16 protein-coding genes and 2 pseudogenes are annotated in these 17,588 nt (G+C 40.0%); 14 read left to right on the forward strand and 4 right to left on the reverse strand.

All coding sequences use genetic code 11. The features are described 5' to 3' along the window. Positions 1 to 70: 70 nt before the first annotated feature. The 6 genes and pseudogenes from AC0L6R_RS23755 (at position 71) to AC0L6R_RS23780 (ending at position 5,534) form a co-directional block, all read left to right on the forward strand. Positions 71 to 700, forward strand: coding sequence for an L-threonylcarbamoyladenylate synthase (locus AC0L6R_RS23755; protein ID WP_283413847.1), 630 nt, complete (start codon positions 71 to 73; stop codon positions 698 to 700). A gap of 1 nt (position 701) precedes the next feature. Next, on the forward strand, positions 702 to 995 hold the full coding sequence (locus AC0L6R_RS23760; RefSeq protein ID WP_473273414.1) for a WbqC family protein: 294 nt from the start codon (positions 702 to 704) through the stop codon (positions 993 to 995). Beyond that, positions 973 to 1,209, forward strand: coding sequence for a WbqC family protein (locus AC0L6R_RS23765; RefSeq protein WP_473273415.1), 237 nt, complete (start codon positions 973 to 975; stop codon positions 1,207 to 1,209). The genes AC0L6R_RS23760 and AC0L6R_RS23765 overlap by 23 nt, the downstream gene beginning before the upstream one ends. A 199-nt stretch (positions 1,210 to 1,408) precedes the next feature. Beyond that, a pseudogene (locus AC0L6R_RS23770) lies at positions 1,409 to 3,934 on the forward strand (ATP-dependent Clp protease ATP-binding subunit). Between the two features lie 446 nt (positions 3,935 to 4,380). Then, a complete protein-coding gene (locus AC0L6R_RS23775; protein ID WP_473273416.1) occupies positions 4,381 to 4,872 on the forward strand; it encodes an RNA polymerase sigma factor in 492 nt (163 codons plus the stop codon). Between the two features lie 8 nt (positions 4,873 to 4,880). Further along, the gene (locus AC0L6R_RS23780; protein WP_473273417.1) at positions 4,881 to 5,534 is read left to right on the forward strand and encodes a hypothetical protein; all 654 of its coding nucleotides are present in this window, start codon (positions 4,881 to 4,883) and stop codon (positions 5,532 to 5,534) included. Between the two features lie 36 nt (positions 5,535 to 5,570). Here AC0L6R_RS23780 and AC0L6R_RS23785 read toward each other — a convergent pair whose 3' ends face one another. The 3 genes from AC0L6R_RS23785 to AC0L6R_RS23795 all read right to left on the reverse strand — a co-directional run bounded on the left by AC0L6R_RS23785 (position 5,571) and on the right by AC0L6R_RS23795 (position 8,120). Next, entirely contained in the window at positions 5,571 to 6,038 is a 468-nt protein-coding gene (locus AC0L6R_RS23785) for a hypothetical protein (protein WP_283413852.1), read from the reverse strand. Between the two features lie 61 nt (positions 6,039 to 6,099). Beyond that, positions 6,100 to 6,387: a hypothetical protein gene (locus AC0L6R_RS23790; RefSeq protein WP_473273418.1), complete on the reverse strand. Its 288-nt coding sequence runs from the start codon at positions 6,385 to 6,387 to the stop codon at positions 6,100 to 6,102. 68 nt (positions 6,388 to 6,455) lie between these two features. Then, positions 6,456 to 8,120, reverse strand: coding sequence for a helix-hairpin-helix domain-containing protein (locus tag AC0L6R_RS23795; RefSeq protein WP_473273487.1), 1,665 nt, complete (start codon positions 8,118 to 8,120; stop codon positions 6,456 to 6,458). Positions 8,121 to 8,395: 275 nt separating this feature from the next. Here AC0L6R_RS23795 and AC0L6R_RS23800 point away from each other — a divergent pair, with 275 nt between their 5' ends. The 8 genes from AC0L6R_RS23800 to AC0L6R_RS23835 all read left to right on the forward strand — a co-directional run bounded on the left by AC0L6R_RS23800 (position 8,396) and on the right by AC0L6R_RS23835 (position 16,708). Continuing rightward, entirely contained in the window at positions 8,396 to 8,794 is a 399-nt protein-coding gene (locus AC0L6R_RS23800) for an EVE domain-containing protein (RefSeq protein ID WP_283413854.1), read from the forward strand. After that, on the forward strand, positions 8,791 to 10,413 hold the full coding sequence (locus AC0L6R_RS23805) for a transcriptional regulator (RefSeq protein ID WP_283413855.1): 1,623 nt from the start codon (positions 8,791 to 8,793) through the stop codon (positions 10,411 to 10,413). Before AC0L6R_RS23800 ends, AC0L6R_RS23805 begins: the two co-directional genes overlap by 4 nt. 34 nt (positions 10,414 to 10,447) lie before the next feature. Next, positions 10,448 to 10,996: a bifunctional pyr operon transcriptional regulator/uracil phosphoribosyltransferase PyrR gene (gene pyrR / locus AC0L6R_RS23810; RefSeq protein WP_283413856.1), complete on the forward strand. Its 549-nt coding sequence runs from the start codon at positions 10,448 to 10,450 to the stop codon at positions 10,994 to 10,996. Positions 10,997 to 10,998: 2 nt separating this feature from the next. Beyond that, positions 10,999 to 11,925: an aspartate carbamoyltransferase catalytic subunit gene (locus AC0L6R_RS23815; RefSeq protein WP_473273419.1), complete on the forward strand. Its 927-nt coding sequence runs from the start codon at positions 10,999 to 11,001 to the stop codon at positions 11,923 to 11,925. Positions 11,926 to 11,990: 65 nt separating this feature from the next. After that, the gene (locus AC0L6R_RS23820) at positions 11,991 to 12,707 is read left to right on the forward strand and encodes an ABC transporter ATP-binding protein (protein ID WP_473273420.1); all 717 of its coding nucleotides are present in this window, start codon (positions 11,991 to 11,993) and stop codon (positions 12,705 to 12,707) included. Beyond that, complete coding sequence (locus AC0L6R_RS23825) at positions 12,700 to 14,340, forward strand: putative ABC exporter domain-containing protein (RefSeq protein WP_283413859.1); 1,641 nt, start codon at positions 12,700 to 12,702, stop codon at positions 14,338 to 14,340. The genes AC0L6R_RS23820 and AC0L6R_RS23825 overlap by 8 nt, the downstream gene beginning before the upstream one ends. 161 nt (positions 14,341 to 14,501) lie before the next feature. Then, on the forward strand, positions 14,502 to 15,869 hold the full coding sequence (locus AC0L6R_RS23830) for a pyridoxal-phosphate dependent enzyme (RefSeq protein WP_473273421.1): 1,368 nt from the start codon (positions 14,502 to 14,504) through the stop codon (positions 15,867 to 15,869). Positions 15,870 to 16,132: 263 nt separating this feature from the next. Next, complete coding sequence (locus AC0L6R_RS23835; protein WP_473273422.1) at positions 16,133 to 16,708, forward strand: hypothetical protein; 576 nt, start codon at positions 16,133 to 16,135, stop codon at positions 16,706 to 16,708. Here AC0L6R_RS23835 and AC0L6R_RS23840 read toward each other — a convergent pair. Beyond that, positions 16,695 to 17,108 (reverse strand): annotated as a pseudogene (locus AC0L6R_RS23840) (lysophospholipid acyltransferase family protein); the annotation flags it as partial. The gene AC0L6R_RS23835 and the pseudogene AC0L6R_RS23840 overlap by 14 nt on opposite strands. Between the last annotated feature and the right edge of the window lie 480 nt (positions 17,109 to 17,588).

Consider the following 17,588-nt stretch of genomic DNA (forward strand, 5'->3'; position numbering starts at 1 on the left):
ATCGCTCCTCCTTCCACGTAGATAAAGTATATAGGGGATAGCTTAATTTCTGCCAAGTAGATAAAAAAATATGCCTGCTGAATTGATAAAACTATATGAGGAAAACCCTGATCCTGACAAGATCAGAGAAATTGCATCCATTCTCCGTGATGGTGGTGTGGTGATTTATCCTACAGATACTGTTTACGGCATGGGCTGTGATATAATGAATTTGCGTGCAGTAGAGCGCATTTGCAAAATCAAGGGAATCAATCCCAAAAAGCACAACTTTTCGATTATCTGTGCCGACTTGAGCAATATTTCCCAATTCACCAAAATGATTGATAAACCGGTTTTTAAGATGATGAAAAAAGGACTTCCAGGCCCATTCACCTTTATTTTGGAAGCGAGCAATCAGGTGCCCAAGATTTTGCACAGCAAAAAGAAAACAATCGGAATTAGAGTCCCAGATCACAATGTGCCTCGCATGCTGGTGTCTGAATTGGGGCATCCGATACTCACTACATCCATCAATGACGAAGATGAGGTGATCGAGTATAGTACTGATCCGGAACTGATTTTTGAGAAATTTCAGCATCTCGTCGATGTTGTAATTGATGGAGGTTATGGGCAAAATGTCGCCTCAACGGTATTGGACTGTACTGGATACGAAGTGGAAGTGCTCCGAGAAGGCTTAGGGAAAGTGGAGGAATTAGACTAGGATGGTAAAGCGCATTGCAGTAGATCTGCATTATTTTCCGAATCTTGAATTTTTCGCTGCTATTGCTGATGCGGAGGAGTTGATCTTTTTTCCAGAAGAACGATATCAAAGGCAATCCTATTTCAACCGAACTCAAATCCGTCTAGCGAATAAAACGGGGACGCTCAGTGTTCCGATCCAAGGTAGAAGACCTCGGCTCTCTCTCCAAAAGATTAAGATTGATTACACACAGAATTGGGCGAAAATCCACCTCCGCGGGATTCAAAGTGCATATGGGAAAGCTCCCTTTCTATGAATATTATTTCCCTTATTTTGAGAAGGTTTTCAGTCAGAATACGGAGAGTTTGTGGGATCTAAACTGGGATTTACTGACAATCTGTCTTAAACTTCTTGGGATGCCTGTCAAGATGCGGGTGTATAACAAAGATAGGATCTTCCTTGATGCAGGACATAAGAGGACAGCTGGTGCCCTCAGTGCCCTTTTCAAAGCGAGAATACTATCAGCCTGAGTCTTATTTTCAACTTTTTGGCTTAGACTTTGATCCCAACCTTAGCATTCTGGATTTGTTGTTCTGCGAAGGGCCAGCATCTAAAAGCATAGTATTAAAGTCTGTAAAAAAACATTGAACAATCTGCAAAAGGATTGTGTTTTTAAAACAAATTCGGTAACATACGTACAGGATTATTAAACAATCAGATAGGAATTAAATGGAAGCAAAATTTTCGAACAGAGTCAAAGAGGTGATCTCTCTTAGCCGCGAAGAAGCTCTTCGCCTTGGACATGATTACATTGGCACGGAGCACCTCTTGCTGGGGATGATTCGCGAAGGAGAAGGTGTTGCTGTTTCCATTCTTAAGAAATTGGGAGTGCCAATGGATGAATTGCGGAATGCGATAGAACGCGCTGTTAAAGGCACCGCAAATCACAACGTCAAAAATATGGCAAATATCCCTCTGACCAGACAGTCAGAGAAGGTATTGAAAATAACTTATTTGGAGGCGAAGATCTTCAAAAGTCAGCTAATTGGTACGGAGCATTTGCTTCTTTCCATCTTGAGAGATGAAGACAACATCGCCACGCAAATACTTAACAAATTTGAAATCAATTACGATTCGGTAAAAGAGATGCTTGAAATGTCATCTGACTCTACTCCTCGCTCCAAAGCTGAGGCAGAAGATGGCGATGATGACGGTTCTAAGCTTTTCGGTTCTACAGGCAGTGGTTCTGGTGCGTCTACAGCCAGGAGCAGAGAAGTCTAGAACGCCGGTCTTGGATAATTTCGGTAGAGATTTGACCAAGATGGCAGAAGACGATAAGCTTGATCCAATTATCGGTCGTGAGAAAGAAATCGAGCGAGTTGCTCAGATTCTTTCAAGAAGAAAGAAGAATAATCCGATTTTGATCGGGGAGCCCGGGGTAGGTAAGACAGCAATCGCTGAAGGTTTAGCATTAAGAATCATTCAGAAGAAAGTTTCACGAGTGCTTTTCAACAAGCGTGTAGTGACGTTGGATCTAGCTTCCCTAGTAGCGGGTACCAAATATAGAGGTCAGTTTGAGGAGCGAATGAAAGCGGTGATGAATGAACTTGAGAAATCTCCAAACGTCATTCTTTTCATCGATGAGCTTCATACTATCGTAGGAGCTGGTGGAGCCTCTGGATCTTTGGATGCGTCTAATATGTTCAAACCTGCTTTGGCACGTGGAGAAATCCAATGTATCGGAGCAACTACACTTGATGAGTATCGTCAGTATATCGAGAAAGACGGTGCACTAGCTCGTAGATTCCAGATGGTGATGGTAGATGCTACTACTCCAGAGGAGACAGTGCAGATTCTGAATAATATAAAGGATAAGTACGAGGATCACCATAATGTGAATTATACCGATGAGGCTATAGTTGCCTGTGTGAAACTTTCCGATAGATACATTTCCGATAGATTCTTGCCAGATAAGGCTATAGATATTTTGGATGAGGCAGGAGCCAGAGTCCATATCAATAATATCCATGTGCCGGAAGATATTCTTAAACTTGAAGCTGAGGTAGAAGACATCAAAACTGAGAAAAACCGAGTGGTGAAATCTCAGAAATATGAAGAAGCGGCTCAGTTGAGGGATAAGGAGAAGAAATTGCTCGAGCAATTGGAAACAGCTAAAAATAGATGGGAAGAAGAAAGTAAGTCTAAGAGATTTACAGTAGAAGAAGATAATGTAGCTGAAGTGATTGCTATGATGACAGGTATTCCTGCCAAAAGAATCGCTCAGAAAGAAGGCGCTAAGCTTTTGAATATGAACGGTGATTTGTCAGGCAAAGTAATCGGTCAGGACGAGGCAATCAAGAAGTTGACTAAGGCCATTCAGAGAACTAGAGTAGGATTGAAAGATCCTAAAAAGCCAATAGGTTCCTTTATTTTCCTAGGACCTACTGGTGTTGGAAAGACTGAATTAGCCAAAATGTTGGCAACTTATCTTTTCGACAAAGACGATTCTTTGATTAGAATTGATATGTCTGAGTATATGGAGAAATTCTCTGTATCCAGATTAGTAGGAGCGCCTCCAGGTTATGTTGGTTACGAAGAAGGCGGTCAGTTGACTGAGAAGGTTAGAAGAAAGCCGTATTCAGTGGTTCTTCTTGATGAGATAGAAAAAGCTCACCCTGATGTATTCAATATTCTTTTGCAGGTATTGGATGATGGTGTCTTGACGGATGGTCTAGGTAGAAAAGTAGATTTCAGAAATACAATTATCATCATGACTTCTAATATCGGAGTTCGTGACTTGAAAGATTTTGGTGCAGGAATTGGCTTTGCCAGTCAGGCCAGATCTGATAATATGGATGAAGTGATGAAGTCAACGATTCAATCTGCATTGAAAAAGGCATTTAGCCCAGAATTCTTAAATAGATTGGATGATGTCGTTGTATTTAACTCTCTGACCAGAGAGCATATCTTTAAGATTATCGATATCAGCTTAGGCAAATTGTTCTCTAGAATCACAGATCTTGGATATAAGATCGAATTGACTGAGAAAGCCAAAGAATTCTTGGCGGAGAAAGGTTATGATCAGCAATATGGAGCGAACCGCTAAATAGAGCTATTCAGAAATACCTTGAAGATGCTATTGCTGAGGAGATCCTGAAAGGAGATCTTTCTGAAGGCGATATTATCACTGCCGATTATTCTGGAGAAGGCACAGAATTGACAATTGTAGTAAAGAAAAAAGAGAAAGCTGATTAATCAGTTGCTTTAATTAGATTGAAAGCCCCGAATGACGAGTTCGGGGCTTTTTTTTAACTACAAGGATCACAGAGGTTTCGCAGAGTGACGTGATTGACTTATTTTTTCAAAAATGGAGATTTGATTTTTTTTGACTTCTACTTAGTTCAATTCCTTCATTTTGAAAAATCATAAGGTATATCCGCTTTTGCGCCAGAATGGAATCAAAAGCAAAAAAGGATATCTTAACTTAAGGATTGCGGCTGCTTCATCCTGTCCCGCCAGTGCGGGAGTCATCGGTCATCGGTCTTCCGGCCAGATAAGCAAAGAATCTAAGGTGACAGGCATCTTTGCGGATAATTATAATAATCATAAACGATTCTAAATTTTTATTTTCATGACTGTGATTTTTTTGAATGATCTGCGAATAATAGTTTGAAAGAGTTTTACAGCCAACCATCGAGTCCTTGTCCGTAGAAAAAGAACATTTCCTGACCAGCATTGAATCCAACAAAGGGATCATTTACAAAGTCGCAAATTCCTATTGCAAGGATGAAGATGATCGCGAGGATCTAATTCAGGAAATCATCCTACAGCTATGGAAGGCTTTCCCTAGTTTCAATTCGAATTTTAAGTTGAGTACTTGGATGTACAGGATCGCTTTGAATGTGGCTATTTCTAATTATAGAAAAACTCGAAAGCGTAATCAGATTATTCAGCCATTGTCTGAAACCGCCATTTACTTGGCAGAGGATAAAAGCGAAGCAAATGAAAAAAGGGATCTTTTACAGTCTCTAATCAAAGAACTTAAGGAAGTCGATCGGGCGCTAATCCTACTTTACTTAGATGGTTATTTGTACCCTGAGATTGGCCAAGTACTAGGCTTATCAGAAAGCAATGTGGCAACTAAGCTCTCTCGAATCAAACAACAATTGAAAAAGAAAATCACAGCTCAATAAAGAAAATCATGGAAGATATAGAACTGCAACAAATTTGGAAATCCTACGATGAAAGGCTTCAAGAACAGCTGGTTTTCAATCGCAAAAATGCTTTAGATATCACCAAAATGAAGGTGAAAAGTGAATTGACGGCTATGAGACCCATCAAAATAGTCACAGTTCTGGTGGGGATTCTCTGGGTATTTTTCTTGGACGTATTGTTGATTAATCTGTTTCCTGTAGGAAACTACTTCTTTCTGATTTCTTTCGGGTTTATCTCATTGGTAAATAAAATAGCCGTGGGAGTATACCTTTATCAGTTGATTCTGATTTCGGTAGTAAGCATCAATTCACCAGTGATCAGCACACAAAAAAAGATTGCGAGCCTACTATCTTCTACTTTATGGGTTACGCGTATTCTTATGTTACAACTGCCATTTTGGACAACATTCTTTCTAAGTTCTTCTTGGATAGGAACCGTAAACCCTGTTTTCTGGGTCATTCAAGTGCTTATTACATTTGCATTTGCAGGACTTGCTATCTGGTTGTTTGTCAATATTCGCTATGAAAACCGTGACAAGCGTTGGTTTAAATTCCTATTTGGCAACTATGAATGGGATCCTATTATGAAAGCCAGAGAAATGCTTACACAGATTGAAGATTATAAAGAAATCACTAGCTAATTGCCTTTTTGTGCTAATAAACGCCTGGGTTCGTATTTACTTAGAAAAAAATAGCCGAGTGATTAATATGCCATTTAGGTCTCCATCTCCAGCATCGCTTTCTACTGCTGAAGTGACGTAAACTAGGTTCCATCCCTCTTTCACCATGCTATTGATTTTAGATGAAGTCATTGCGTCATTGAATGCTACGTTTTTAGGAGCGACCTCAAATCCATCGAATATATTACGCAGTTTTATTTCTTCTAACTTGTCGATTTTGATATGCTTTCCTTCTAGTGCCCTGTTTTTAGCTTTGGATCCGTCTGTTTTAAAAGATGCATATTCAGAATCATCTACTTCAGTTTGTGAATCAATTATCCTTGACTCACCATTTCCCCTCAAACTTATTGATTCTACAATTGTAACTATTTTGAATTCTGGTTTAGCAGAATTATCAGCTTGCTGAGCATAGGTGTAAGTAGATAGGAAAAATAGAATTGCGAAGTAAGAAAGGTGCGATTTCATAGGTCTCTGAAGTTTAATTGCTTTAGAGCTTACGGAAAAAATAACAGCTTAGTTTTAGTTTTTATAGAGTCAAAATAAAAAAAAGCAATCCCACCGCCAATACTACAATCATCTTTTGCGCCCTCTCTTTGATTTCTGGGGTAAGTTTTCGCTGACGGATCACCAATACAGCCAAACTCAATCCAACTAACAGAAAAGCCAATCCCACACCGTTTAAAGGGCCCATTGGCGCATCCAATACTCTTAAATATGAATTCAATAGCGCAAGAAAGCAGAGTACAATGCCAGTGATCCCAAATAAAAACGAGCGCTGAAGGATGATTTTGGGTGGGTGATTAGTCCATTTCATGTGTTAGTCCTTGATTGAAGTCGCAAGATACAAGACTTCTGAGCTTCTATTCTTTCCTTTCAAGGTTTTCACTTTTTGACTTTCAAATTTTCCAGCCTTTTATCAAAATAATTTCCTATCTCGTCTGCATTTAAAGCATTCAACGTCATCTCTTTAGTTAACCCGCCTTTTCTCCCTACGAGTACGCCAAATTTCATGTCGGCATAGCCTTCCATCGCATGTGCATCTGGATTGATAGAAAGCATCACACCTTGATCCATGGCGTAGCGAACCCATCTCCAATCTAGATCTAGTCTCCAAGGATTGGCATTGATTTCAATGACTACATTATTTGCCGCGCAGGCATCGATGATGGCTTTGTGATCGATTGGGTATCCCTGACGACGAAGAAGCAATCTTCCCGTTGGATGGCCCAAAATCGTAGTGTAAGGGTTTTCAATCGCGGTTATCAGCCGAGTGGTAGCTCGCTTGATATCCATATTCAGAATGGAATGAACGGATGCAACGATAAAGTCAAAACTTGCTAAAACTTCATCAGAATAATCAAGCTTTCCATCAGATAGAATGTCGCTTTCTATACCTTTGAAAATCCGAAAAGGAGCCATTTCCTCGTTCAGTGCATCGATTTCCTGATGTTGTTTTAGAATTTGATCTTCTGTCAGTCCCCCGGCATAAAAAGCTGTTTTGCTGTGATCAGAGATACCTAAATACTCATATCCTAGCTCCCTGCAATACTCTGCCATTTGTCTCAGGCTGTGTTTTCCGTCACTATAAGTGGAGTGATTGTGAAGAATTCCTTTGAGGTCTTGGTCTGTTAATAGTTCAGGAATTTTATTCTCCTTTGCCAGTTCTATCTCCCCAAAACCTTCTCTCATTTCCGCTGGGATAAATTGGAGGTTGTTAATGCTGAAAAACTCTTCTTCACTAGAGTAATCCTTTTTCTGAAGTTTTTGAGCTACAGTTTCTTTTTCATCCACCAGTGCTTCCAGATGAAGTGGTGCGGCTGTTAAGGAAAGCTTTTTCCAAAGAAAATCAGCTTTGGAACAAAAATGAACTGAAACTCGGAGGTCGATATCTTTCATTTTTCCACGCAAGGTTCTCGGTCCGGACTCCAGTAAGATCCATTCGATCGAGTCCATTGCTTTGATTTGGGACTTTACCGTAGGTAATTCATCTGAGGCAAATAGAAATTCTGCCTCGGTGATGATTTCCAGCTGTCTGGCAAAATCCCCTACAAGTGCCAAATCTGCCTCTGGAGCTAACGCTAGAAAGGATTCTTTTAAATGTCCGGCGATGTGCTCAATATCGGCATAAAGCCATTTTCCAGAGTTGGAAGCTTTGAATTCAAGATTCTGGATAATTGTATGCTGTGTTTTTTCTCCAAATCCTTTGATTTTGGCGACCTTTCCAGACTGGCAAGCTTCCATAAGTTCATGAGTTGAAGTGATGCCAAGTTCCTCCCAAAGCATTTTAACCTTCTTCGGTCCCAAGCCTTTAATCTGTAGCACTTCCAAGATTCCTTCCGGAGTTTTGGCAAGCAGTTCTTCTAGAAAAGGGAAAGTCTCGGTTTCTTTGAGTTGTTGTATAGCATCGACCATGCTTTTTCCAACTCCCTGAATCTTTGCGAGTTCCGTTTCGCTTAGCAACATAATGTCCTGATCTCCACGTTCTAAGGAAATCAGCGCACTTTGGTAGCTGCGTATTTTGAATGGGTTTTCGTCGTGAAGTTCCATCAGCTGTATGCTGAGTTTGATTTTTTTCAGAAGAGTCTTATGATCCAAAATTTCTCGGGTTGAATGAAAGTGATGAGACAAATGTCTTGAAATAATGTTTCAATTTAAGGGGCTATGGGTTAACTTAAAATTGAAATGTGATATTCTATCTAGATCAGCTTTGCAAAGCATTGGAAAGGAGTAGGATGGATTCTTATTTCTAATGGATTTGAACAGAAAGAATGCATTTACGTTATTCAAGTCGAGGACTTTTTAACATTCAACCAAAATATATCATGAAATACTGGATGGTAAAATCTGAACCAAGTTCATATTCTTGGAGCGATTTCGTAGCAAAAAATGAAGATATATGGGATGGTGTGAGGAATTTTCAAGCTCGGAACTATCTTAGAGAAATGCAAATGGGAGACTTGGTGTTTTTTTATCACAGTGGCAAGGAAAAAGCAATCGTAGGTATAGCTGAAGTGAGTCAGGAACAATTCCCTGACCCGAAGGACGAGGCTTGGACAGCTGTAAAACTGAAGGTGAAAAGCCCTTTGAAAAATGCAATTCCACTAGCTGCCATTAAGGATGAGGATAGGCTATCCGATTTGCCTATGCTAAAACAATCCCGGCTTTCTGTGCTGCCGGTAGGCAAAGAAGCATTTGATTTACTTCTAAAAATGGGTTCATGAAAAGGATACTTCTACTACTTTTTCTTTCAGTACTAAGTCATGGGATCTTTGCACAGGTCAGATTTATTGAACGTTTTGAAGTAGAGTCTGAGTTGGATGCTCCATTATTTGAAATGATAGAGTCAGAAGCTGGATTAGTTTGCTTCAGGACACTCCCCGACAAGGGATTGAACATGAAGAGAGTGTTTCAGTACTTTATTGCTGATAGTCGGTTGGATTCTAAAGAAGGGGTTATTCAATTTCCTGTCAAAGACGGGTACGATATGCTAGGATATGATGTAGATCAAAACCAGCTTTTTATTCTTTTCACTGAAGGGTATGCTCTGAATGCCGATAAGTATTTGCTTCAAGTGGATTTGCAGACTAAGCAAGGGCTAGAGTTTGTGATAGAAAATGTCCTTGATATGGAGTTGGTGGAGTTTTTGGTACAAGATCAAAAAGCCATTTTCATGGGGAGTTCGGATAGTAGACCAGTTTTGCAAATCCATGATATATTGACCAAAAGTGTTCATACCCTACAGGGGATTTATGGGAATGATACGCAGATTCTCCAAATCAAAAAAAATCCTGAGATCCGGTCATTGGAAGTGGTACTGAGTAGGAAGGGTGCTTACAGAAATCGTGATATCATTATCAATACGTATGATATGACCGGAAATGTGATCCAGGAAGTGAAAGTGGATCAGTTTGCAGATCCAGGTCAAGAAATAATAGACGGGATTTTACTTTCTTCGGGTAATTACCAAGAGGCAATGATAGGAGCTTTCGGTTTAGAGCGGAGGAATTCTTATCAAGGAATGTATATCATGGATATCAATGAATTTGGTGAGTTTGATTTTAAACTTTACACCTTAGCCGATTTTCCAAATTTTTATAATTACCTCAACGAAAAAACTAAAGGAAAGCGGGATGCCGAAATACTAAAAGAACTTGAGAAAGAAAGAATACCTAGTATAAATAGTATTTATTCTATACGAGACGTTCGGCAAACACCGGATGCTTATTACGTTTATTTTGATCAATATTCAGTCTCAAATAGCAGGTCTGGATTTCAAAACGGAATGTATTCTCCCACTGCAGGATATAGATATGATAGATGGAGCAGAATGGGAGCTACTACATTTTCAGATCCCTATTTAGCCAATCGCTTCCCAATGTCAAGTAGCTACCAAACTGTACCTGAGTATCGATATGTATCTGCGCACTTCGCAAAAGTTGCAAAGACAGGGCAGGTTCTATGGGACAATGCTACCTCGTATGATGAATTTATAACGACTTATCCGGAAGCATTTGGGGAAGTTGCGATAGTTGGGGAGGATTTTTACCACATGTATGTGGAAGACGAGATTATAAAGTTGAGTTTTTTCAGAAATGGTGAAAAAATCTTCGAAAATCAGGAATTTGAATTAGGTTTGGTCAATGAGAAGGAACGCATTCGTGACACGAACTTGGCAAGTTTAAGGTTGATTCATTGGTATGATAGGTACTTTTTGCTCTCCGGAACCCAACGTGTTAGATTCCTGAATGAAGCTGGAGCAGATGAAATCCGGGAAGTTTACTTTCTCACCAAAATAGTGGTGGATGGGGATTTGTATAAGCCAGAACAACTCCCAGACTAGATTTTCTTTTTATATTTACCCGCAAATCTACCCCATGCAAAAAAGGCTTGTCTTAGACGAAGGACAGATTGAGATCATACTCAGACGTTTCTGTCACCAACTGATCGAAAATCACGATGATTTTGACAATACCGTACTTCTGGGTTTGCAGCCGAGAGGGCCGATATTGTTGGATAAAATCGTAAAACTTCTGGAAGAAATTTCAGGAGTGAAAGTTCCCTCAGGGTATCTCGATGCCACTTTTCATAGAGATGATTTTCGCAGGAGAGATTTTCCGCTCAAAGCCAACGAAACAAAAATCAACTTTCTAGTAGAAGGCAAAAAAGTAATCTTGGTTGATGATGTGCTCTATAAGGGACGATCAGTACGGGCTGCTATGGATGCGATGATCGCATTTGGCAGGCCTCAGAAAGTCGAACTTATGGTGCTGGTAGATCGCAAGCTCACCCGGGATTATCCTATCATGCCAGATTACTATGGAGTCCGTGTGCATACGCTGGAAAGCCAATATGTACTGGTGGAATGGGCAGCGCAGGGGAATGAAAAAGACGCAATTTGGATCACAGAGAAAGTTAAAGCTTAACCATGTCGCAACTCAGTACGAAACACCTCCTTGGAATCAAAAACCTCACAGAGGATGATCTCCAGCTTATTCTTGACACGGCAGCGAATTTCAAAGAAGTCATCAATCGGCCGATCAAAAAAGTGCCTTCTCTGCGTGATATCACCATAGCGAATGTGTTTTTCGAGAATTCTACACGCACAAGACTTTCATTTGAACTTGCTGAGAAAAGACTTTCCGCTGATGTGGTAAATTTTTCTTCTTCCAATAGCTCAGTGAAAAAAGGGGAGACACTTGTAGATACAGTCAATAACATACTTTCTATGAAAGTAGATATGGTGGTCATGAGACATTCCAGTCCCGGAGCCCCACATTTTCTTTCTAGAAATGTGAATGCTAACATAGTCAACGCTGGTGATGGTACTCATGAGCATCCAACTCAGGCTTTGCTGGACTCCTTCTCAATCAAAGAAAAACTAGGAGATGTAGCTGGGAAAAAAGTCGCCATTATCGGAGATATTCTGCACTCCAGAGTAGCACTTTCCAATATTTTTTGCCTACAAAAGTTAGGCGCTGAAGTGATGGTTTGCGGACCAATTACCTTGCTTCCAAAATACATCGCCAGTCTCGGCGTGAAAGTAGAGCTGGATGTAAAAAAAGCACTTCAGTGGTGTGATGTGGCCAATGTGCTGCGAATTCAGCTAGAAAGACAGCAAATCAAGTATTTTCCAAGCTTAAGAGAGTATTCACTTTATTACGGAATCAATAAGAAGCTTTTGAGTCAGTTGGATAAGGAAATCGTAATCATGCATCCTGGGCCGATTAATCGAGGAGTGGAATTAAGCTCAGATGTGGCTGATTCGGAACACTCTATTATTCTGGAGCAGGTGCAAAATGGTGTTGCGGTACGAATGGCGGTGCTTTACTTACTGGCAGGTTCAAAAGGATAATTTAATTTGAGATTAGAAATTTCAAATTTGAAATCAGTTCACAGTTAAATCTCAAAATTATTTTTATGCTAAGTGTTACTAATCTTGTAAAGACTTATGGCAAGCAGAATGCTGTCAATGACATTTCCTTTGAACTACAAGGTGGGGAGGTAGTTGGACTGTTGGGGCCGAATGGTGCCGGGAAAAGTACAACTATGAAATGTATTGTTGGCTTGCTTCGCAAAACATCCGGGGAAATTACTTTAGGCGGATTCGATCATTTGAGCGTGGAGGCTAAGCGACTTTTTAGTTACATTCCAGAGACTCCCTATGTATATGATTTGCTTACCGTACAGGAACATATGCAGTTCATTGCCCAAGCCTACGGAGTGAAAGAGTGGAAAGAGAAAGCCAATGAATATTTAGAGTTATTTGAATTAGCAGATAAAAAAGATAAACTCGGACGTGACCTGTCTAAAGGAATGCGTCAAAAGGTATCGATTTGCTGTGCATTACTTCCAGATCCAGAAGTGCTCTTCTTTGATGAGCCGATGATCGGTTTGGATCCAAAAGCGATCAAAAACACCAAGAAAGTTTTCAGAGAATTAAAAGAGGCTGGAAAAACCATTTTGGTCAGTACTCACCTGATCGACAGTGTGGAGTCTATAGCTGACCGGGTGATGATTTTGAAGGATGGAAATATCGTCGGCAATGATACGGTGGCAAACTTGAAGATTCAGTCGCTCCAGGGAGAAGGAACGACTCTTGAAGATCTGTTTTTAGAAATGACCAAAGATGAATGAAATCCGACTGCTGTTCAGAAAGGATATTCTCATTCTGATCAATAATATTAAGCTTATTCTTAGAAACCCGATGCGGCTTTTGCCATATGCAGCTATCGCTGGATACATATTTTTCATGTATTGGCTGCGCATGAAAAACAGGGATGATGATACCTCTAGCCAGGAACTGCCAGAATTGGATATAAATGGCCTACCTGAAGTGAATTTTGCCTTGCAAAATATCGTGGGAGGAGTGACAATACTGGCCTTGGTTATTCTCATTTATCAGTTGTATAGCGCCACAAAAAAAAATGTCAGCTTTTTCAAAATGGCTGATGTAAACTTACTTTTTACCGCACCTGTCAAGCCAGAGAATATTCTGATTTACTATATGGTAAGGTCAATTTTACCTTCTTTAGGCGGTGCAATCATCTTTGTGGGATATGGGTCAAGTCAGGCGATTGACACATTTGACCTTACTGTAGCAAACTTTATCTTTTTAATACTGGCTTTTGCCTTATTCTTTTTCATTGTTTCCCCGATCAAATTTTTGGTTTACACACTAAACTCTAAGTACGATGTGATGGAGTTCATTCGCACTGGGGTGATTGTTTTAGCCGTTTTATTGTCAGGGATGATTATCATTCCTGGTTTGATGGCAGAGAAATTCTGGCAAGGAATGTTTGCTTGGATTTCTTCCCCCTGGTTTGATTTTTTTCCGATTGTAGGTTGGAGTAGAGGGATTGGTAGCTACTTATCACATGGAAATGCCATCCTGTCTATTGGCTTCATTTTACTTTACGGTATATCCTATTTTGTGATTTTGAAATTGGTGATTAGATTCTCCGGTTATTATTATGAAGATGTACTCGAAGCCACCAAGTCCAATGAGGAAAAGCTAGAAAAAGTAAAAGGCAAAAAACAGGTTGGAGAAAGTTCTTATAGTCTAAATACTAAAAAGAAGCTTGCTCTTCCCGACTTTGGGACTGGTGCCAAGGCCTTTTACTGGAGAAATTACGTGCACAGTTCACGACAGGATTTTCACCCACTATTTGGACTGTACTCTCTAATTATGGTTGGAATAGGGATTGTTCTGGCTGTGCTTTCTCTTTTTGAGTGGTTTTCCCATTACTTCGTCTATGGATATCTCTTGATTATGCTGTTTCTATACTTCTTTGCTGGAATAGGCAGAGCAAATGTGGGAGATCTGAAAAAGCCATTTTTCATTCTGATTCCAGCATCTTGGACCTCCAAGTTTTGGAACATGATCAAGCTGGATATACTCCAAATCACTTTGTTTTGTTTAGCACTGATCATTCCAGCAGTATTTATAGCTGGATTAAACTGGTTCATTATTCCGCTATTTCTAGTTGCGACAGTAGAGGTATATTTAGTGGGTTTTGGAATAAATATCATTCCTCAAATCGCTTTGGATGAGGGTTGGGATAGAAAATTGATCAAGCCGTTTATGATTGGGGGTATTGTCTTTTTCGGTTTATTCCCTGCTTTGGCATTTAGTGTGGTAGCATTTATTGCATCCAAGCAGTTTGTCTGGGCACTGTTTGGGGGGACATTTGGGATGTTTTTCGTCGCAGCGATCCTTATGCACGTGACGCTCGATGTATTGAAGCGATTGGAATTCAAAGAGGTGTAAACAAGTCTCACTGTTCAGGTTTCAGTCGCAGCTTTTCGAGTTCCCAGGTCATAATTGGTTTGATAATGCAGAACTTTATTCTGTTTTAACTTTCCTGTAATCGCTTCCCCCGGAAATTTCCTTTATTTTTGATTACCAAATAGGACCAAATGTAACCGACTATGATCTACAACTCAATAATCGATACCATCGGAAATACTCCGATGATCAGACTGAATAAACTTGCAAAGCATATCAAAGGCGAGGTGCTGGTGAAAGTGGAATACTTCAATCCAGGTAATTCTATGAAGGATCGTATGGCTATCAAAATGGTGGAGGATGCCGAAAAAGCAGGTTTGCTCAAGCCGGGAGGGACAATCATCGAAGGAACATCCGGCAATACAGGTATGGGCTTAGCCCTTGCAGCTGTGGCTAAAGGTTACAAGTGTATTTTCACCATGGCGGATAAGCAGTCTAAGGAGAAGATAGATATTCTTAAGGCTGTAGGGGCAGAAGTGATCGTTTGTCCTACAAACGTTTCTCCTGAAGATCCACGTTCCTATTATTCTATTGCGAAGAAATTGAATCAGGATATCCCGAATTCTTTTTACCCAAATCAATACGATAATCTCTCCAATACAGCAGCTCACTACGAGACCACAGGTCCTGAAATTTGGAATGACACGGACGGAAAAATCACCCATTATGCTGCAGGAGTAGGAACTGGCGGTTCTATGTGTGGAACAGCTAAATATCTGAAAGAGCAAAATCCAAATGTGGTGACCGTGGGAATTGATACGTACGGTTCGGTTTTCAAAAAATATAAAGAGACTGGAATTTTTGACGAGAAAGAAGTTTATCCATACCTCACCGAAGGAATTGGAGAAGATATTCTTCCAAAGAATGTGAACTTCGATATGATCGATCACTTCATCAAAGTGACGGATAAGGATTCTGCGGTGATGACCCGACGTTTGGCCAGAGAAGAAGGCTTGTTTGTAGGTTGGTCATGCGGATCGGCTGTTCATGGAGCTTTAGAGTGGGCTAAGGATAACCTGAAGGAAGGCGATCAGATGGTGATTATTCTTCCGGATCATGGTACACGCTATTTAGGTAAAGTATATAATGATGAGTGGATGAGAAACCATGGTTTCTTAGAGGATAAAACTTTTTCCACAGCACGTGATATCATCTCGCAAAGAATTGGTGCGTATAATTTAGTGTCTGTGCTTAAAACTGACACTGTAAAGGATGCAATAGGTCTTATGAATAGCACTAGCGTATCACAAATTCCTGTGATGGAAAATGAAGAGGTAGTAGGTAGCCTGACTGATAATAAATTGCTTGCTAGAATCATTGATAACCCATCGTTGAAAGATGCTACTGTTGCTGATGTGATGGAGGATTCCATGCATTTCGTGGCATTGGATAGTACGCTAGATGTACTTTCTTCTATGGTGGAAAAGGAGAAAGCGGTGCTCGTTCGTGATGTACAAAATCAGATTCACATCATCACTAAGCATGATATATTAGAAGCTTTTACTAAGTAATTTTATTTATCTCTCTGCTGCCAATAACCATAAATCTCTTGGTTTAGCAACCAGGAAGACGGGAGACCGAAGAAGAATATCCTTTAGCATTGAGGCCACTTTTATCTCCCGTCTTCTGTCTTCCGTCCGCTAGATTAAAAAAAGGAGGATGATTGACCTCATTGCCGATATTATACATTAAATATGAATCAAGATAAAATTCAGCGAATCATTGATTCCGGAGTAGATTTTAACATAGGAGATATCATTGAAAAAGCCTGGAGATGTTCAAATCCCGTGCTTTATTCCATATCGGCTTTATGGTTTTGGTTGGTGCAATTCAAGCGGGATTTACGCTTTATTTAAAAGACTATACCTTTCTATATAGTATCTTCTTAGCACCTGCATTGGTCTGCGGCTTTTACTTGGTTGCTAACCGGCAAAGTCAAAAAGAATATCTTGATTTTCAGAATTTTTTTGATGGGTTTAAATATTGGTGGAATCTGGTTATTACTAATTTAATCAGCTCTATTTTAATTGTGGGAGGTATATTGCTCCTAATAATACCCGGGGTTTACCTGCTGGTAGGGTATTTATTCTGTCTCTTGTTTGTGATTTTTGGAGGCTTTGATTTCTGGACTTCTATGGAGCTTAGCCGTAAACTAATTCAAACAAATTGGCTGAAGTTTTTCCTATTTCTACTGGTACTTCTCGCGCTCAATATTGCAGGGTTACTCTTTTTTATTGTTGGGATTTTTGTCACTATTCCAATGAGTTATTTAGCGATTTATATTCTCTTTGAAGAGTTGACTATCGATGCCATTGACGAAGAGCCCAAGGATAACATTATTCATGTGTAAGAAGCATCGCTTCTAGTCTTGACCGGCATTTTTCCGAAAGTTCATTTACCGCATTTTCAGAGGCTGAACTGGGCTGAATCGGTTTGGAAAAATAAATCTTGACTTTACCTGGGCATATAAGAAGTGATCCCTTTTTCATCACCTTGTTGGCCCCGATAACAGCAATGGGTAGGATAGGAATGCCTGTTTCTACGGATAAACGAAATGCCCCGGATTTGAAAGGTAGCAAAGGAGCATCACTGTCATTTCGGGTTCCTTCAGGAGCCACCACAGCCGAGATCCCTTGATTTAGAAAAACCACCAACTGATCTATACTTTTCCTTCTTGATTGGGCATCAGTCCTATCTACCCAGATAGCAACTTTACCTACCACCCAGCCAAATAAAGGGATTTTGGATAATTCTTTCTTACCCCAGCGCTCTTACTTGCTGAGGAATGGCCAGCGGAATTATAGCAGCATCCAGAAAAGAGCGATGATTAAAGACGTAGATGTGTAAGACCGAGATCGATCGATAAGCTCACGATCGTGGAATTCATATCGAATACCAGATAGAAAAGACCATACCCTTGCCCAAATCCGAATAAACAAAAAAGATATTTTCCCTCCTACTGGACTGATGCTTAAGGGGATTACGATAAAAAGCCCCAGAATCAGGAGTAGTGTAAAGAAAAGTATGATGGAGTAAATAGTAAATATTACTTGGATGACTTTTATCATTCGTCAGAATTGGTAATTTTGGGTATAATTAATCTTCACTCTTTGCTTGCAGGAGCCTCCGAGCGTTTGGGGGCTCTGTTTTTTTTAAAGCTGTGCAAAATATAGATAGATTTTAAGGAAATTGCTTTTGATGATACATTGCCTATCTTAGCAGTATGAAAT

Source organism: Algoriphagus sp. 10J20-15 (assembly GCF_055809615.1).

Bases quoted from the DNA above. Each gene is read 5' to 3' on its own strand.
- AC0L6R_RS23755 (WP_283413847.1), top strand. From the start codon at position 71: ATGCCTGCTGAATTGATAAAACTATATGAGGAAAACCCTGATCCTGAC.
- AC0L6R_RS23800 (WP_283413854.1), top strand. From the start codon at position 8,396: ATGAAATACTGGATGGTAAAATCTGAACCAAGTTCATATTCTTGGAGC.
- AC0L6R_RS23825 (WP_283413859.1), top strand. From the start codon at position 12,700: ATGAATGAAATCCGACTGCTGTTCAGAAAGGATATTCTCATTCTGATC.
- AC0L6R_RS23760 (WP_473273414.1), top strand. From the start codon at position 702: ATGGTAAAGCGCATTGCAGTAGATCTGCATTATTTTCCGAATCTTGAA.
- AC0L6R_RS23765 (WP_473273415.1), top strand. From the start codon at position 973: ATGGGAAAGCTCCCTTTCTATGAATATTATTTCCCTTATTTTGAGAAG.
- AC0L6R_RS23805 (WP_283413855.1), top strand. From the start codon at position 8,791: ATGAAAAGGATACTTCTACTACTTTTTCTTTCAGTACTAAGTCATGGG.
- AC0L6R_RS23780 (WP_473273417.1), top strand. From the start codon at position 4,881: ATGGAAGATATAGAACTGCAACAAATTTGGAAATCCTACGATGAAAGG.
- AC0L6R_RS23790 (WP_473273418.1), bottom strand. From the start codon at position 6,387: ATGAAATGGACTAATCACCCACCCAAAATCATCCTTCAGCGCTCGTTT.
- AC0L6R_RS23815 (WP_473273419.1), top strand. From the start codon at position 10,999: ATGTCGCAACTCAGTACGAAACACCTCCTTGGAATCAAAAACCTCACA.
- AC0L6R_RS23785 (WP_283413852.1), bottom strand. From the start codon at position 6,038: ATGAAATCGCACCTTTCTTACTTCGCAATTCTATTTTTCCTATCTACT.
- AC0L6R_RS23795 (WP_473273487.1), bottom strand. From the start codon at position 8,120: ATGGAACTTCACGACGAAAACCCATTCAAAATACGCAGCTACCAAAGT.
- AC0L6R_RS23820 (WP_473273420.1), top strand. From the start codon at position 11,991: ATGCTAAGTGTTACTAATCTTGTAAAGACTTATGGCAAGCAGAATGCT.
- AC0L6R_RS23830 (WP_473273421.1), top strand. From the start codon at position 14,502: ATGATCTACAACTCAATAATCGATACCATCGGAAATACTCCGATGATC.
- pyrR (WP_283413856.1), top strand. From the start codon at position 10,448: ATGCAAAAAAGGCTTGTCTTAGACGAAGGACAGATTGAGATCATACTC.
- AC0L6R_RS23835 (WP_473273422.1), top strand. From the start codon at position 16,133: ATGTTCAAATCCCGTGCTTTATTCCATATCGGCTTTATGGTTTTGGTT.